Origin of the sequence: Streptomyces sp. Da 82-17, from assembly GCF_046098215.1 — a bacterium.
Taxonomy (GTDB): Bacteria; Actinomycetota; Actinomycetes; order Streptomycetales; family Streptomycetaceae; genus Streptomyces.
Genome location: NZ_JBJURH010000015.1, coordinates 73,637 through 88,924 on the forward strand (window position 1 = coordinate 73,637; position 15,288 = coordinate 88,924).

At 73.2% G+C, this 15,288-nt stretch carries 13 protein-coding genes; 6 read left to right on the top strand and 7 right to left on the bottom strand.

Translation table 11 applies throughout. The annotated features are described in order from the left end of the window. Positions 1 to 65 precede the first annotated feature (65 nt). Both ACIDOF_RS24335 and idi read left to right on the top strand, forming a co-directional pair. Complete coding sequence (locus ACIDOF_RS24335) at positions 66 to 1,346, top strand: GNAT family N-acetyltransferase (protein WP_409008187.1); 1,281 nt, start codon at positions 66 to 68, stop codon at positions 1,344 to 1,346. 129 nt (positions 1,347 to 1,475) lie between these two features. Next, complete coding sequence (gene idi / locus ACIDOF_RS24340; protein WP_409008188.1) at positions 1,476 to 2,066, top strand: isopentenyl-diphosphate Delta-isomerase; 591 nt, start codon at positions 1,476 to 1,478, stop codon at positions 2,064 to 2,066. Positions 2,067 to 2,180: 114 nt separating this feature from the next. Here the strand turns inward: idi and ACIDOF_RS24345 are convergent, their stop codons facing one another. Both ACIDOF_RS24345 and ACIDOF_RS24350 read right to left on the bottom strand, forming a co-directional pair. Continuing rightward, positions 2,181 to 2,702, bottom strand: a complete 522-nt coding sequence (locus ACIDOF_RS24345; protein WP_409008189.1) for an ATP-binding protein — start codon at positions 2,700 to 2,702, stop codon at positions 2,181 to 2,183. 92 nt (positions 2,703 to 2,794) lie between these two features. Beyond that, positions 2,795 to 3,505: an HdeD family acid-resistance protein gene (locus ACIDOF_RS24350; RefSeq protein ID WP_409008190.1), complete on the bottom strand. Its 711-nt coding sequence runs from the start codon at positions 3,503 to 3,505 to the stop codon at positions 2,795 to 2,797. 96 nt (positions 3,506 to 3,601) lie between these two features. Between ACIDOF_RS24350 and ACIDOF_RS24355 the strand changes: the two genes are divergently transcribed. Further along, the gene (locus ACIDOF_RS24355) at positions 3,602 to 4,372 is read left to right on the top strand and encodes an enoyl-CoA hydratase/isomerase family protein (RefSeq protein WP_409008191.1); all 771 of its coding nucleotides are present in this window, start codon (positions 3,602 to 3,604) and stop codon (positions 4,370 to 4,372) included. Between the two features lie 46 nt (positions 4,373 to 4,418). Here the strand turns inward: ACIDOF_RS24355 and ACIDOF_RS24360 are convergent, their stop codons facing one another. Both ACIDOF_RS24360 and ACIDOF_RS24365 read right to left on the bottom strand, forming a co-directional pair. Next, positions 4,419 to 5,063 (bottom strand): DJ-1/PfpI family protein, encoded by a 645-nt coding sequence (locus ACIDOF_RS24360; RefSeq protein ID WP_409008192.1) that lies wholly within the window; start codon positions 5,061 to 5,063, stop codon positions 4,419 to 4,421. 58 nt (positions 5,064 to 5,121) lie between these two features. Further along, the gene (locus ACIDOF_RS24365; protein ID WP_409008193.1) at positions 5,122 to 6,126 is read right to left on the bottom strand and encodes a GlxA family transcriptional regulator; all 1,005 of its coding nucleotides are present in this window, start codon (positions 6,124 to 6,126) and stop codon (positions 5,122 to 5,124) included. A 112-nt stretch (positions 6,127 to 6,238) separates the two neighbouring features. Between ACIDOF_RS24365 and ACIDOF_RS24370 the strand changes: the two genes are divergently transcribed. Next, positions 6,239 to 7,102 (top strand): SCO6745 family protein, encoded by an 864-nt coding sequence (locus ACIDOF_RS24370; protein ID WP_409008194.1) that lies wholly within the window; start codon positions 6,239 to 6,241, stop codon positions 7,100 to 7,102. 138 nt (positions 7,103 to 7,240) lie between these two features. Then, a complete protein-coding gene (locus ACIDOF_RS24375; RefSeq protein WP_409008195.1) occupies positions 7,241 to 9,736 on the top strand; it encodes a Tex family protein in 2,496 nt (831 codons plus the stop codon). 122 nt (positions 9,737 to 9,858) lie between these two features. Here the strand turns inward: ACIDOF_RS24375 and ACIDOF_RS24380 are convergent, their stop codons facing one another. Continuing rightward, positions 9,859 to 10,962 (bottom strand): oxidoreductase, encoded by a 1,104-nt coding sequence (locus ACIDOF_RS24380; RefSeq protein WP_409008196.1) that lies wholly within the window; start codon positions 10,960 to 10,962, stop codon positions 9,859 to 9,861. A gap of 35 nt (positions 10,963 to 10,997) precedes the next feature. Between ACIDOF_RS24380 and ACIDOF_RS24385 the strand changes: the two genes are divergently transcribed. After that, on the top strand, positions 10,998 to 11,972 hold the full coding sequence (locus ACIDOF_RS24385) for an FAD-dependent oxidoreductase (RefSeq protein ID WP_409008197.1): 975 nt from the start codon (positions 10,998 to 11,000) through the stop codon (positions 11,970 to 11,972). A 122-nt stretch (positions 11,973 to 12,094) separates the two neighbouring features. Here the strand turns inward: ACIDOF_RS24385 and ACIDOF_RS24390 are convergent, their stop codons facing one another. Both ACIDOF_RS24390 and ACIDOF_RS24395 read right to left on the bottom strand, forming a co-directional pair. Further along, on the bottom strand, positions 12,095 to 13,831 hold the full coding sequence (locus ACIDOF_RS24390) for a BCCT family transporter (protein ID WP_409008198.1): 1,737 nt from the start codon (positions 13,829 to 13,831) through the stop codon (positions 12,095 to 12,097). Positions 13,832 to 13,904: 73 nt separating this feature from the next. Beyond that, a complete protein-coding gene (locus ACIDOF_RS24395; protein WP_409008199.1) occupies positions 13,905 to 15,203 on the bottom strand; it encodes a M14 family metallocarboxypeptidase in 1,299 nt (432 codons plus the stop codon). Between the last annotated feature and the right edge of the window lie 85 nt (positions 15,204 to 15,288).

The following is a 15,288-nucleotide window of genomic DNA, read 5'->3' on the forward strand; positions in this document are numbered from 1 at the left end:
GGCTCGCGGCTGACCGGCGCCTACGTAGAGCCGCCCGCGAACCCACAACCCAAAGGGTTCTCACGTTGTCCGACAACAACGAGTTCGACGACGCCTCGACCGAGGCCGCCTCCCTGTACGAGGCCTTCTTCGCCCTGCACCACGGACTCACCCGGCAGGGCCCCGGCTCCGACGCCACCACCCGGCGCCTCCTCTCCCTCACCGGCCCGCTGCCCGAGCGGCCGCGCGTCCTCGACCTGGGCTGCGGCCCCGGCCGTGCCGCGCTGCTGCTCGCCGCGGAGGCGGGGGCCGAGGTGACCGCCGTCGACCTGCACCAGCCGTTCCTGGACGAGCTCGACGCGGCCGCCGCCGAGCGCGGGCTCGCCGACCGGATCACCACCGTCCGCGCCGACATGGGCGAACTGCCGTTCCCGGACGGGGCGTTCGACCTGGTGTGGGCGGAGAGCTCGGCGTACAGCATCGGGTTCGACACCGCGCTGCGCTCCTGGCGCCGGCTGCTCGCGCCCGGGGGCGCACTGGTGCTCACCGAGTGCGAGTGGACCACCCCCGAGCCGTCCCGCGAGGCCCGCGCCTTCTGGGACCGGCACTACGCCCTGCGGGCGGGCCCGGCGAACCGCTGGGCCGCGGCGGCCGCCGGGTACGACCTGCTCGGCACGTACGAGCAGCCCGAGTCCGACTGGGCCGAGTACTACGGGCCGCTGGCCGAGCGGGCCGACGCCGCCGATCCGCAGGCGCCGGGGATGCCCGAGGCCCTGGCCGCCACCCGCGAGGAGCTGCGGATGCGGGCGGAGCACGGCGCCGAGTACGGCTACACCGGCTATGTGCTCAGGCCGTCCGGCTGGCGGGTGCGCCCCGAGTCGGCGGCGGACACCGCCGAGGTGCACGCGGTCAACGCGGCGGCCTTCCCCACCGCGGAGGAGGCCCGGCTCGTCGACGCCCTGCGCGCCGACGGGGACGCGTGGATCGGCGGCCTGTCGTACGTGGCCGAGGCCCCGGACGGGCGGATCGCGGCGTTCGCGCTGCTGACCCGCTGCCGGGTCGGCGACGCGGCGGCGCTGTGCCTGGCGCCGGTCGCGACGGCGCCGGAGTTCCAGGGGCAGGGCGCGGGTTCGGCGGTCGTCGCGGCCGTGCTCGACGCGGCCCGGGCGCGCGGCGAGGAGCGGCTCGTGGTGGTCCTGGGGCACCCCGGGTACTACCCGAGGTTCGGCTTCACGCGCGCCTCCGGTCTCGGCGTACGGGTGGCGTTCGACGTGCCGGACGAGGCGCTGATGGCGCTCGCCCTGGACGCGTCGGAGCGCCCGCTGCCGCGCGGCACGGTCCGGTACCCGGCGGCGTTCGGGGTGTGACCGCTTCCCGTCCCCGGCGTGCGGTGCGCGCGTCGGGGTCGGGACATGACATGCGGTGCCGAGAAGTGGCCTTTGCGGCGCGTGCGTACGGCAGACTTGTGGGGTCGAAGACCGAAGCGAAGGATGGTTATGCCGATCACACAAGGCGCCGCGGCGAACACCACGAGCGGCTCCGCCGCAGAGATCCTGCTCGAGCTCGTCGACGAGGACGGCAACACGATCGGCACCGCGGAGAAGCTCGCCGCCCACCAGGCTCCCGGGCAGCTGCACCGGGCGTTCTCCGTGTTCCTCTTCGACGAGCGCGGCCGGCTGCTGATCCAGCGCCGGGCCCTCGGCAAGTACCACTCCCCCGGCGTGTGGTCGAACACCTGCTGCGGGCACCCGTACCCCGGCGAGTCCCCGTTCGCGGCGGCCGCGCGGCGTACGTACGAGGAGCTGGGGGTGTCGCCGTCGCTGCTCGCGGAGGCGGGCACGGTGCGGTACAACCACCCGGACCCCGAATCGGGCCTGGTGGAGCAGGAGTTCAACCATCTGTTCGTCGGGATGGTGCAGTCGCCGGTGGACCCGGACCCGGAGGAGATCGCGGAGACGGCGTTCGTGACGGCGGACGAGCTGGCCGTGCGGCACGACCAGGCGCCGTTCTCGTCCTGGTTCATGACGGTGCTTCAGGCGGCGCGTCCGGCGATCGAGGAGCTGACGGGCCCGGCGGCCAACTGGTAGTCCGCCGCGCCCGCACCGCGTGAGGGCCCCGCACCGGCGATCGGTGCGGGGCCTTCGGCGTGCTGTGAGCCTTCGACGTGCTGCGGGCCCTCGGCGTGCTGCGGGCCGACGGGGTCAGACGGCGGCGGGGCCCATCGGCTTGAGGGGCAGGGCGGCCCAGATGATCTTGCCGCCGGTGGCGGTGTGCTCGGCGTCGCAGGCGCCGCCGGCCTCCTTGGTGATCTCCCGGACGAGCAGCAGTCCGCGGCCGCCGGTCTGGCTCTCCTCGGCGACCAGGGCGGTGGGCCGGTAGGGGTGGTTGTCCTCGACGGAGACGCGGACCCATTCGGCGCCGACGGCGACCTCGACCGCGATCATCGGGGAGAGCAGTGCCGCGTGCCGTACGGAGTTGGTGACCAGCTCCGAGACGATCAGCAGGAGGCCCTGCACGATGTCGTCGGCGGCGGGCACCCCCTGGCGGGCGAGCAGGTCGCGCACCGCGCGCCGGGCCTGCGGTACGGAGGCGTCGACCGCGGGCGCGGTGAACCGCCAGACTCCTTCGTACGGCAGTGGTCCGGCCGCCGATGTCGGGTCGGCTGTCGCGCCGCCGTGGTCGCCCATCGTCCGGTCCCTGCCCTCACGCTCGATTGTCGCCACACGTCGAGTTTGGTAAGGATCGTCCCCGGACCGCCGAAGTGATCAGAACTGGTCACCTATCGATGGCTTCTGATCGCAGCCGCGCGCAGGAGTCAGTTGGACGACTGATCTTGCTCGTCTTGTTCTGTCTTCAAGCTCCCCTTGTGCAGCGGGCCCCTGTCCCCCGCCGTTCCCCCGACCTCGGCGTTACCCGGGGTCACCGCATCCTCCACGTACCCCACGAGCTTGCGGCCGCCGAGGCCGAGGGCGATCAGGCCGAGCCCGTCGAAGAGCAGCGCGAGCGAGAAGAACGTGCCGATGACGTACAGGCTGCTGCCCGGCCACTCGGCGAGCACCAGGATGCCGAGGAGCAGGCCGAACGCGCCCTGCACGAGGGTCAGACCGAACTGCGGGCCGCGCACCACCACGCTGCCGACCAGGCGGAACACCCCGCCGGTGAGGAAGAGCAGCGCGGCGAACATGGTGAGCGCCTCCGCGGAGCCCTCCGGGTGGCGCAGCACGACCACGCCCGCCGCGATGTTCAGTGCGGCCACGACCACGCCCAGCCAGAACACGCTGGTGCCGCGCAACTGCACCGACTGCAGCAGCCCGACGAGCCCGCCGACGAGCAGCAGCCAGCCGAACAGGATCATCGAGGTGAGCGTGGCGACGCCCACGTAGACCAGGCCGACGAGGCCGCCGAGCACCAGGATCGCGCCGAGCAGCGCGAGCACGAGGAAGCCGCGCCTGAGCTTTCTGCCCTCGGCCGCGGGTGCTCCCCTGGCGGCGGTGTCCTTGACGGTCTCCCTCGTGTCCTTGGCCATCGAGCGCCTCCTGTGGGCCGGGTGTCCCCCCGTCTGCGCACGCCTGCCGCCCCCTCGCTGATCGTACGTTCGCACCGTACGGATAGCATCCGGCGCATGGCGCACTCCGAGCTCACCGGGCCGCGGCTGCGGCACACGGTCGCCGACTCCGTCGCGACCGTCGTCATCGACCACCCCGCCAAGCGCAACGCGATGACCACCGACATGTGGCGCGCGCTGCCGCCGCTGCTCGCCGGGCTCGCGGCCGACCCCGAGGTGCGCGTGGTGGTGCTGACGGGCGCGGGGCCGACGTTCTGCGCCGGTGCGGACATCTCCGGCCTGCGCGCCTCGGCGACCGAGGCGCAGGAGCTCGCCGTGGCCGCCGAGGAGGCGCTCGCGTCCTTCCCGAAGCCGACGCTCGCGGCGGTACGGGGCTACTGCGTGGGCGGCGGCGCCCAGTTGGCGGCGGCGTGCGACCTGCGGTTCGCCGAGGAGGGCGCGTCCTTCGGGATCACCCCGGCCAAGCTGGGCATCGTGTACGCGGCCTCGTCGACCCGGCGCCTGGTGGACCTGGTCGGCCCGGCGACCGCCAAGTACCTGCTGTTCTCCGGCGAGTTGATCGACTCGGCGCGGGCGCTGCGCACCGGGCTCGTGGACGAGGTGCACGCGCCGGGCGAGCTGGACAAGCGGGTCGGCGAGTTCGCCCGGGTCCTCGCCTCGCGGTCGCTGCTCACGCAGGCGGCGGCGAAGGAGTTCGCGGCGGGCCGTGTGGACCGGTCGGCGCACTGGGCGGAGCAGGCGCGCGGCAGCGGCGACACCGCCGAGGGTGTCGCCGCCTTCCTGGAGCGCCGGGCGCCGCGGTTCACCTGGAGCCCGGCCGAGGACTGAGACACCCTGGGCGCGGGCGGGACGTCCTGGGCGCGGGCGGGACGTCCTAGGCGCGGGCGGCCGCCGCGTCCTCGTCGCGGAACTTCTCGACCAGCTCGGCCGGGGCCTTCTCCGGCGAGCCCGCGTCGTACGGGGGCTGCGGGTCGTACTCGATCATCAGCTGGATGCCCTGCGCGTACGCGTCCCCGGCCGTGCGTCCGGCGAGGGTGAGACCCATGTCGATGCCGGAGGAGACGCCGGCGGCCGTGACGTACTTGCCGTCGAACACCACGCGCTCGCCGGTCGGTTCCGCGCCGAAGCCGGGCAGGGCGTCGAGGGCCAGCCAGTGCGAGGTGGCGCGGCGGCCCTTGAGGAGGCCGGCGGCGGCGAGGATGAGCGAGCCGGTGCAGACGGAGGTCGTCCAGGTGCTGTGCGCGTCGGCCGCGCGCAGCCAGTCCAGGACGGCCGGGTTCGCCATCTGTGGCTCGACGCTCTCCGGAGGACCGCCCGGCACCACGACGACGTCCGGGTCCGGCACCTCGGCGAGGGTCCCGCCCGGGGTGACGGTCAGGGTGCCGTTGTCGTCGGTGACGGGCCCGGCGTGCTCGGCGACGAACAGCACGTCGGCGTCCGGGAGCGGGCTCAGGGTCTGGTACGGGCCGATGGCGTCGAGGGCGGTGAAGCCCGGGTAGAGCAGGATCGCGATCTTCATCAAGGTCCTTTCCTGGTACGGGAGTTCAGGGCGTGAGGGAGCGCGGGGCGCAGGGGGTTCAGCAGGTCGTCGTGCGGAAGCGGCGGCGGTACTCGGACGGGCCGGTGCCCAGGTGCCGGACGAAGGCGCGGCGCATCGCCTCCGGGGTGCCGTAGCCGCAGGCCCGGGAGACCTCCTCGACCCCGTCGGCGGTGTCCTCCAACAGCCGCCGTGCGTGTTCGAGGCGGACCCGCTCCACGTACCGCCCCGGCGTCGTGCCCGTCTCCGCCTGGAAGGCGCGGGCGAAGTGCCGGGGCGAGAGCCGGGCGCGCTCGGCGAGCGCCTCCACGGACAGGTCGGACCCGGGGTGCTCGGTGATCCACTGCTGGACCTCGCGCAACGGCTCCCGCTGCGCGGTCTGCGCCGCCAACTGGGCGCTGAACTGCGCCTGGTTGCCGGGCCTGCGCAGGAACACCACCAGATGCCGGGCGACGGTCAGGGCGACGTCCCTGCCGAGGTCCTCCTCGACGAGGGCGAGCGCCAGGTCGATGCCCGCGGTCACCCCGGCGGAGGTGGCGACATGCCCGTCGCGTACGTAGATCCGGTCCGCGTCGACCCGCACCTCGGGGTGGTCGCGGGCCAGCTTGTCGCAGAACATCCAGTGCGTGGTGGCCCGCCGCCCGTCGAGCAGCCCGGCCTCGGCGAGCACCAGGGCGCCGCTGCACACGGACACCAACCGCTCGGCGCGCGGGGCGAGTTCGCGTACGGCGTCGACCAGCGCGGGCGGCGTCGCCCGGGTGCCGTCGCCGCCGGGGACGAGCAGGGTGTGCGGTGCGAGGCCGTCGAGCAGGGCCCCGTCCGGTACGACGGTGAGGCCGCTGGAGGTGCGGACCGGGGCGCCGTCGAGGGAGGCGGTGCGGAGGCGGTAGCCGGGGCGGGCGGGGACGCCGGGTCCGGCCTCGGCCGCGTACGTCGCGCCGGTGAAGACCTCGACCGGGCCGGTCACGTCGAGGCTCTGGACCCCGTCGAAGAGGACCACGAGCACGTCCTTCTCCTGGCCTCGGCCGGTGCGCTGGGGGTTCATGCGGTCGATTCTTCTGCCGGGCACGGATGGCCGCAATGACGAGAACCCCACCTTTCCTGCCATCGCCGCCCCGCTCTTCCAGCCGTACCAACCAGTCGGTAGCGTGCCGGGCATGACCTCTCTGCCCGCGCGCGCCGGACGCCGCTGTCACAACGTCGTGAACCCGCTGCACTCGACCGTCTACTTCTCCCCCGACTTCACCGCCGAGCTCGCCGCACTCGGCGTCGCGGACGGCAACGACGCCTACTTCGCCGGGCGGGCCGCCGCCTTCGGCCGGGTCGGCCCCGGTGTCGTCGCCGCGTCGTTCTACAACTTCAAGTACGACCTGATCGCGAAGGCGCTGCCCGCCGTCTGGGACGTCGCCGCGCCGGAGGACGTGCTCGCCGCGCGGCTGCGGTCCGCCGACAGCACGCTGCGCCGGCTGCTCGGCGACGAGGCGGTCGCGTCGGAGGCGATGGCGGAGGCCGCCGGGCTCGCCCTGCGCGCGACCGAGGCCTGCACCCGGCACGCCCGGCCGCTGTACGCCGCGCACGCCGACCTGCCCGTGCCGCAGGAGCCGCACCTCGCGTTCTGGCACGCGGCGACGCTGCTTCGCGAGCACCGCGGCGACGGCCACCTCGCCGTGCTCCTGGACGCCGGGCTCGACCCGGTGGAGGCGCTGGTCAGCCACACCGCGACCGGCAAGGGCATGGCGCCGAAGTGGATCCTCGCCACCCGCGGCTGGACGCAGGACGACTGGGACGCGGCCGCCGGACGGCTGCGGGAGCGCGGACTGCTCGGCGCGGACGGCGAGTTGACGGAGGCGGGCGTGACGCTGCGCGCGGAGATCGAGTCCGCCACGGACCGCCTCGACGCCGCCCCGTACGAGCACCTGGGCGCCGCGGGCGTGTCACGCCTCACCGAGCTGGCGACCGGGTTCGTCGGCGCGGCCCTCGCGGCGGGCGCGTTCCCGGCGGACCTCCTCGGGAAGAGCTGAGCCGGAGGGGCTCCCGTCGCCGTCCGCCGACGGCCCCGCGCGACGCGCCGGGCGCACCGGGTCTGACCGGCGGCGGGAGTGCCGCGCGGGGTGCGCGGGGCCCCACCCGATCCCGGACGGTCACCGCCACCTGCCACAATGCCACTTCAAGCTCAGCGAGAAGGCGGTAGGGGAATCGTGACCACAGGGGCGACACCGACACCCGTCGTAGGGTCCGTGGAGAGCAGGATCGCCGAGGAGCTCGGCGTACGGGAACGGCAGGTGAAGGCCGCCGTCGAGCTGCTCGACGGCGGTTCGACGGTGCCGTTCATCGCCCGGTACCGCAAGGAAGCCACCGAGATGCTCGACGACGCGCAGCTGCGCACGTTGGAGGAGCGGCTGCGCTACCTGCGGGAGCTGGAGGAGCGGCGTACGGCGATCCTCGAATCGGTGCGGGAACAGGGCAAGTTGACCGAGGAGCTCGAGGCGCAGATCCGCGCCGCCGAGACCAAGGCGCGCCTCGAGGACATCTATCTGCCCTTCAAGCCCAAGCGCCGTACGAAGGCGCAGATCGCGCGCGAGGCGGGCCTCGAACCGCTGGCCGACGGGCTGCTCGGCGATCCGTCCGTGGAGCCGCTCGCCGCGGCCGCCGCGTTCGTGGACGCCGAGAAGGGCGTCGCCGATCCGCAGGCCGCCCTCGACGGGGCGCGCGCCATCCTCACCGAGCGCTTCGGCGAGGACGCCGACCTGATCGGCGAGCTGCGCGAGCGGATGTGGACGCGCGGCCGGCTCGCCGCGAAGGTGCGCGAGGGCAAGGAGACCGAGGGCGCGAAGTTCGCCGACTACTTCGACTTCGCCGAGCCGTTCACCGAGCTGCCCTCGCACCGCGTCCTCGCGATGCTGCGCGGCGAGAAGGAGGAGGTCCTCGACCTCGTCCTGGAGCCGGAGGAGCCGTCCGCCGAGTCCGCCGTTCCGGGCGCCACGTCCTCGTACGAGCCGATCGTCGCGAGCCGTTTCGGGATCGCCGACCGGGGCCGGCCGGGCGACAAGTGGCTGCTCGACACGGTGCGTTGGGCCTGGCGTACGCGGATCCTGGTGCACCTGGGCATCGACCTGCGGCTGCGGCTGCGGACGGCCGCGGAGGACGAGGCGGTCAAGGTGTTCGCGGCGAACCTGCGGGACCTGCTGCTCGCGGCGCCCGCGGGCACACGCGCGACGCTGGGCCTGGACCCCGGTTTCCGTACGGGTGTGAAGGTCGCCGTGGTCGACGCCACCGGCAAGGTCGTCGCGACGGACACGATCCACCCGCACGTCCCGGCGAACAAGTGGGACGAGTCGATCGCCCGGCTCGCCAGGCTGGCCGCGGCGCACTCCGTCGACCTGATCGCGATCGGCAACGGCACGGCGTCCCGCGAGACGGACAAGCTGGCCGGTGAACTCATCGCCAAGCACCCGGAGTTGAAGCTCACCAAGGTGATGGTGTCGGAGGCCGGCGCGTCGGTGTACTCGGCGTCCGCGTTCGCCTCGCAGGAGCTGCCTGACCTGGACGTGTCGCTGCGCGGCGCCGTGTCCATCGCGCGCCGCCTGCAGGACCCGCTGGCCGAGCTGGTGAAGATCGACCCGAAGTCCATCGGCGTCGGGCAGTACCAGCACGACCTGTCCGAGGTGAAGCTGTCCCGCTCGCTCGACGCGGTCGTCGAGGACTGTGTGAACGGCGTCGGCGTGGACGTGAACACGGCGTCCGCCCCGCTGCTCGCCCGGGTGTCCGGCATCGGCGCGGGCCTCGCGGAGAACATCGTGGCGCACCGCGACGCCAACGGCCCGTTCAAGAACCGCAAGGGCCTCAAGGACGTCGCCCGGCTCGGCCCGAAGGCGTACGAGCAGTGCGCGGGCTTCCTGCGGATCCGCGGCGGGGACGACCCGCTGGACGCGTCCGCCGTGCACCCCGAGGCGTACCCGGTGGTGCGGCGGATGGTGAAGGCGACCGGCGGCGAGGTCGCGTCCCTGGTGGGCAACACGGGCGTGCTGCGCTCGCTGAAGGCCGACGAGTTCGTGGACGACAAGTTCGGTCTGCCGACGGTCACGGACATCCTGCGCGAGCTGGAGAAGCCGGGGCGCGACCCGCGGCCCGCGTTCAAGACGGCCACCTTCAAGGAGGGCGTCGAGAAGATCGGCGATCTGGCGTCCGGGATGGTGCTCGAAGGGGTCGTGACCAACGTCGCGGCGTTCGGCGCGTTCGTGGACGTCGGCGTGCACCAGGACGGGCTCGTGCACGTGTCCGCGATGTCGAAGACGTTCGTCAAGGACCCGCGGGACGTGGTGAAGCCGGGCGACATCGTGAAGGTGAAGGTCCTCGACGTCGACATCCCACGCAAGCGGATCTCGCTGACCCTGCGGCTCGACGACGAGGCCAACTCCGGCTCCGGGGAAGGTGGTTCGGGCTCCGGCTCGGGCTCCGGGCAGCGGCGTGAGCGCGGCGGGCGGGGCGGCCAGGGTGGTCGGCCTCCGCAGCAGCGGGGTGGGGGCGGTTCCCGTGAGCGGCGCGGTGGGGGCGGTGGGGGTCGGCAGGCTCCGGCGCCTGCCAACTCCGCCATGGCTGATGCCTTGCGGAAGGCGGGGTTGTTGGATGAGGGGAAGGGGGGCGGTCGGCGGTAGTCGGCTGTTCTTTCCCCTACCCGCCCCTTCCCGAAAGCCTCCGACGGTGTTCTTTCGGCTGACCCTCCGTCGTGGTTGCTCGCGCCCCGCGGCGGAGCCGCTGATGTCACAGCCCCGCGCCCCTAGCGGGGCCCGGAAGAGCGGGGCACGGGTGTCACCGCGACCGCTCCCGGTGCCCGCGCCACCAGGAACGCTCGGCCTCGTACCGTCCTGGGGTCCAGGGCGATGCGATGGCTGCCCGGTTCCAGGACGCCCTCGTACACCTCGTGGGTGTGGGTGCGGTGGAGGCGGTCCAGGCGGTATGCGGTGAGGCGGACGCGGCAGGTCGACGTGACCTGCACGTCCGCCTCGCCGTCGACGACCGTGAGCCCGGTCAGGCGGCGCCGGTCCGACTGCCGCTCGCCCAGGGCCTGTTCGACCTGGGCGACGAGGAGCGGGACGATCGGGGCGAGGCCGTCCACGTAGGCGACGTCGACGCCCGCGCGCTCGAACTCCCCGCGTACCACGGCGCGTTGGGCGTCGGTCACGGCTCGGCCGAAGGCGACGGCGCCGTAGGTACGCAGTTCCTCGGGCGGGATGCCGAGGTCTTCGCGGAGCGCGTCGGCGGGGAGGGTCTCGGCGCCGATGCCGATGATGCGCAGGGCCGCGGCGAGCTTGCCGAGGACGGCGGCGCGGGCGCCGACGACGAGGACGCGGCGGCGCACGGCGCGCGCGGGCTCGGACACCGGGTCGTCGTCGAGTTTGGCGCCGGTGTCCTCCGCCCGGACGAGGCGGCGCAGGGCGCCCAGGTATTCGTCGGCGCGGAAGCGGAACGGGCCGATGCCGTGGTAGCCGTTGCGCTCCAGGTCGGCGTGCTCGTCGGTCTGCCAGGCGAAGTCCCGCCACACGTAGGCGTCGCTGCCGTCGTCCGCGCGCTCGATGACCGCCGTCACGGCGCCGCACGCCAGGGCCTCGCACTCGGGGCAGCCGTAGATCACGTACCGGCCGCCGGCGAGCGGGGCCTCGGTCTCCAGGAGGAGCCGGCGGACGTGGTCGATGAAGATCGCGGGCGGTACGTCGGCGGCGAGCGGGGAGACCGCGTCGAGGTCGGAGAGCTGGAAGAGCAGCGGGCGGCCGCCGACGATGAAGTCCAGGAATTCCCGGTGCACTTGATAGCCCCCGCCCGCGAGGACATCCCCGGCGCGGGTCGCCGGGGCCAGGCCGAAGGACGTGTATTCGGCAGACATGTGCGGAGTATTCCCGGCGGGGCGGGGTTATGAGCATGGACATGAGCGCTGAAGTGATCGTGGTGGGCGGCGGTGTCATCGGCCTGACGACGGCGGTGGTGCTCGCCGAACGCGGCGAGCGGGTACGGGTGTGGGCGCGCGACGCGGCGGCGGACTGCACGTCGGCGGTCGCGGGCGGCCTCTGCTGGCCGTACCGGATCGAGCCGCAGGCCCTCGTCGAGGAGTGGTCGCTGCGCTCCCTCGACGTGTACGTGCCGCTGGCCGAGGATCCGTCGACGACCGGGGTACGGCTGGTCCCGGGCGCGATGGCCGACGTGCGGGCCGACGAGCTCGGGCGCTGGGCGAAGGCGGTGCCGGAGCTGCGCGAGGAGCCCCAGGGGCTGCGGGCGACGGTGCCGCTGATCGACATGCCACGGCATCTCGCGTACCTGCGGGAGCGGTTGGCCGCCGCGGGCGGGACCCTGGAGCGGCGTACGGTGCGTGCCCTCGGCGAGGCGTCGGCGGAGGCCGACGTCGTGGTCAACTGCTCGGGTCTCGGGGCGCGTTCGCTCGCGGACGACCCGGCGGTGCATCCGGTGCGGGGGCAACTGGTCGTGGTGGAGAACCCGGGCGTCGAGGAGTGGTACGTCGCGACGGGCGGCGGGGCGGCGGCCGAGACGACGTATCTGCTGCCGCAGCCGTACGGGCTCGTGCTCGGCGGTACGGCGCAGGAGGGCGACTGGGGGTGTGAGCCGGATCCGGCGACGGCTGCGGCGATCGTCGAGCGCTGCGCGCGGGTGCGGCCGGAGGTCGCCTCGGCACGGGTGCTCGCGCACCGGGTGGGGCTGCGGCCCGCGCGGTCGGCGGTGCGGCTGGAGCGTGAACCGGTCGGTGGGGGTGGGGTGCTGGTCCACAACTACGGGCACGGCGGGGCGGGCGTCACGGTGGCTTGGGGCTGTGCGGAGGACGCGGCGGGGTTGGTGGCTCCGCGATCGGCGGAGGGGCTGAGAACCAGTCCCTCCGGCGGTTGAGGAGGCCCGTCCGGCAGGACTTTCGGGAAGGGGCGGGGTGGGGAGAACAGCGGCGGCGCCCCTCCCGTCCAAGGGAGCGGCGCCGCCGAATGCGAAGGCCGGTGAGGGTTGGTGAGGGCCGGTTACTTCGTCGAGGGCTCGGACTTGTCCGAGGTGCCGCCCGACTCCGTGTCCGCCGGGCCGATGCGGAGCTCGAAGTCGCCGTCGTACTTCTCGTGACCGGCGATGACGGCCATCTCGACGGCCTCCTCGCCCTTCTCCCCGCGCACGATCAGCGGGTCGTGGCGCAGGTCGCGCATCAGGGCCCAGCACATGCCGACCATGACCACCGCGAACGGGGCCGCGACCAGGATGGTCAGGTTCTTCAGGCCGGTGAGCGCGTCGTCGCCGCCGCCGCCGATCAGCAGCATGATCGCCGCGACCGCACCGGTGACGACACCCCAGAAGATGACGACGAACCGGGTCGGCTCGAACGTGCCCTTCTGGGACAGCGTGCCCATGACGATGGACGCCGCGTCGGCGCCGGAGACGAAGAAGATGGCCACCAGGATCATCACGAGCAGGCTCATGACGGTGGCGATCGGGTACTCGTTCAGGACCCCGAAGAGCTGGCCCTCGACCGTCAGGTCGGTGCTGAGCCGGCCGTGCTCGCTCAGCTGCATCGCCGTACCGCCGAAGATCGCGAACCAGACGAGGCTCACGGTGGACGGCACGAGGATCACGCCGCCGATGAACTGGCGGATCGTGCGGCCGCGGCTGATGCGGGCGATGAACATGCCGACGAAGGGCGTCCAGGAGATCCACCAGGCCCAGTAGAAGACCGTGTTGCCGCCCAGCCAGTCGGCGATGCCCTTGCCGCTCGCCGCTTCCGTACGGCCCGCCATCTGCGGCAGGTCACCGAGGAACGACGCGACGGAGGTCGGCACCAGGTCGAGGACGAGGACCGTCGGGCCCACCACGAACAGGAAGACCGCGAGCAGACCCGCGAGCACCATGTTGATGTTGGACAGCCACTGGATGCCCTTCTCGACGCCGGACACCGCGGAGGCCACGAAGCAGATCGTGAGCACGGCGATGATGGAGACGAGGACGGCCGTGCTGACCTTGGTCGCCCAGTCCAGCTCCCGCATGCCGTTGGCGATCTGCAGGGCGCCGAGGCCGAGGGAGGCGGCGGAGCCGAAGAGCGTCGCGAAGATCGCGAGGATGTCGATGGCCCGGCCGATGCCGCCGTTGGCGTTCTTCTCGCCGATCAGCGGCGTGAACACGGCGCTGATGGTCTGCCGCCTGCGGCGCCGGAAACAGCTGTACGCGATGGCCAGGCCGGCGACGGCGTAGATCGCCCACGGGTGCAGTGTCCAGTGGAAGAGGGTCGTCGCCATCGACACCTCCATCCGCGCGCCCGAGTCGGCGGGCGAGGTGCCCGGCGGCGGTGAGGTGTAGTGCGTCAGCGGCTCGCTCACGCCGTAGAACATCAGGCCGATGCCCATGCCGGCGCTGAACATCATGGCGATCCACGACACCGTACGGAATTCCGGCTCCTCGCCCTCCGCACCGAGGGTGATCTTCCCGTAGCGGCTGATCGCGAGCCACAGCGCGAAGACCACAAAGCCGGAGGCGGCGAGCACGAACGCCCAGCCGCCGTTGTGGATGAGCCCGTTGAGCATGCTGGTGGAGACGCTTTCCAGCGTGTCCGTGGAGACCCCGCCCCAGACCACGAACGCCAGGGTGAGGACGGCGGTGACGCCGAACACCACTCTGTCGGTCTGGGGCGGCGGCCCCTCGTGCGGACTGCCGGGGAGCTCCACCGAACCTTCCGGCGGGTCTCCCCGGTCAGCCGTCTTGCTCAGATCTTGTGTCACTGGCACACCCTTCGAGGTACAGAATCAAGTCACCGGTACCCCTTACCACGTGAGCCATTTCTATTACCCCGAATCAGCACCCTTCAAAAGGACGTGCCGCGATCAGGTGGTAGGGCGCACGTGCGTCCAACAGCAGCGGCACGAGCGCCCGCATGGACTGGCGTACGGGGACGAAGGCGCCGGAGCCCCGTCGTTCGGCCCGGACGCCGTGCAGGGCGAGTTCGTCGCCGACCTCCGCGTACTGGGCCGCGTCGAGGGTGTAGCCGCAGGGCGGGTCGGCGATGGTCTCGGACGGCTCGGCGGGGTCGTTGTCGGCGCCGCCGGTGTAGACCGGGCCCTGGTCGGCGAGGCCGGCGGTGCGGGACGCGGCGGTGGCGGCGCCGATCCGGCCCGCGCGCTCGTCCGCGTACGCGAGGAGGCCGTCGAGGGCGTGCAGTTGGGAGCTGACGCGGCGGCGGTTGTTGAACGCCTCGTCGGCCTTCTCCTGCTCGGTCAGGGCGTCGACGCGGCTCTCGATCAGCAGGCCGACGGCGTGCTTGAGGCCGGAGGCGTTGCGCAGGATGCGTTCCTGGCCGTCGCCCGCGGTCTGCTTGATCGGCTCGCCGGTGACGGGGTCGGTCCAGATGCCGTACGTGCCGGTGGAATGGCCGTGGGCCTCGGCGGCGGGCCTGACGTAGTCGCCGGAGAGGGTCTTGGCCTCGCTGTGCACGCCGGCGGCGACGTTGGGGTTGCGGGGCCAGAGGTCGAAGAGGTCCTTGTCGTAGTAGGGCGGGGTGGCGCCGTACTCGTGCAGGTCGTAGATGACGTCCGGCTGCTCGTCGCGGATGACGGTGGCCAGGGCGCGGCCCTCGGCGGTCTTGAGGGCGATGTGGTCGCGGTTGATGTCGACGCCGTCGGAGTTGCCGCGGGTGTCGGCGGCGCGGCCGTCGGGGTTGGCGGTCGGCACGATCAGGAACGTGGTGTCGCGGCGCAGGGCGCGGGTGCGGGCGTCGTCGGCGGCGGCGAGGTCGCGGGTGGTGGAGAGGCAGGCCTCGCGGCCGGAGGGCTCGTCGCCGTGCTGGCTGCAGATGAGCAGGACGGTGTTGGCGGTGCTGCGGTTCTCGCCGATGCGGACGAGTTGGAGGGGACGGTTCTGTCTGGTGGTGCCGATGCGGTCGACGGTGACGTCGCCGTGGGCACGGTCGACCTCGGCGAGGAACTTCTGCTCCTCCGGCTGGCTGGTCCAGCGGGCGCCGTTGCTGGTCTCGAAGCCGGTGCGGGGCCCGTCGACGCCGAGCGGGGCGGCGTGGGCGGAGGTGGCGTGGGCGGGTGCGGCGAGCAGGGGTGCGGCGAGCAGGGCGGCCGCGGCCAGGACGAGGGTGCGGGGTCTCACGGGTGGTGCCTCCCTGGGGGTCGGGCGGGGGTGGCTCCGGGCGGGTGCGGGGCGTGGCGTACGGGGCCGGGGCGTCCGGGTGCGC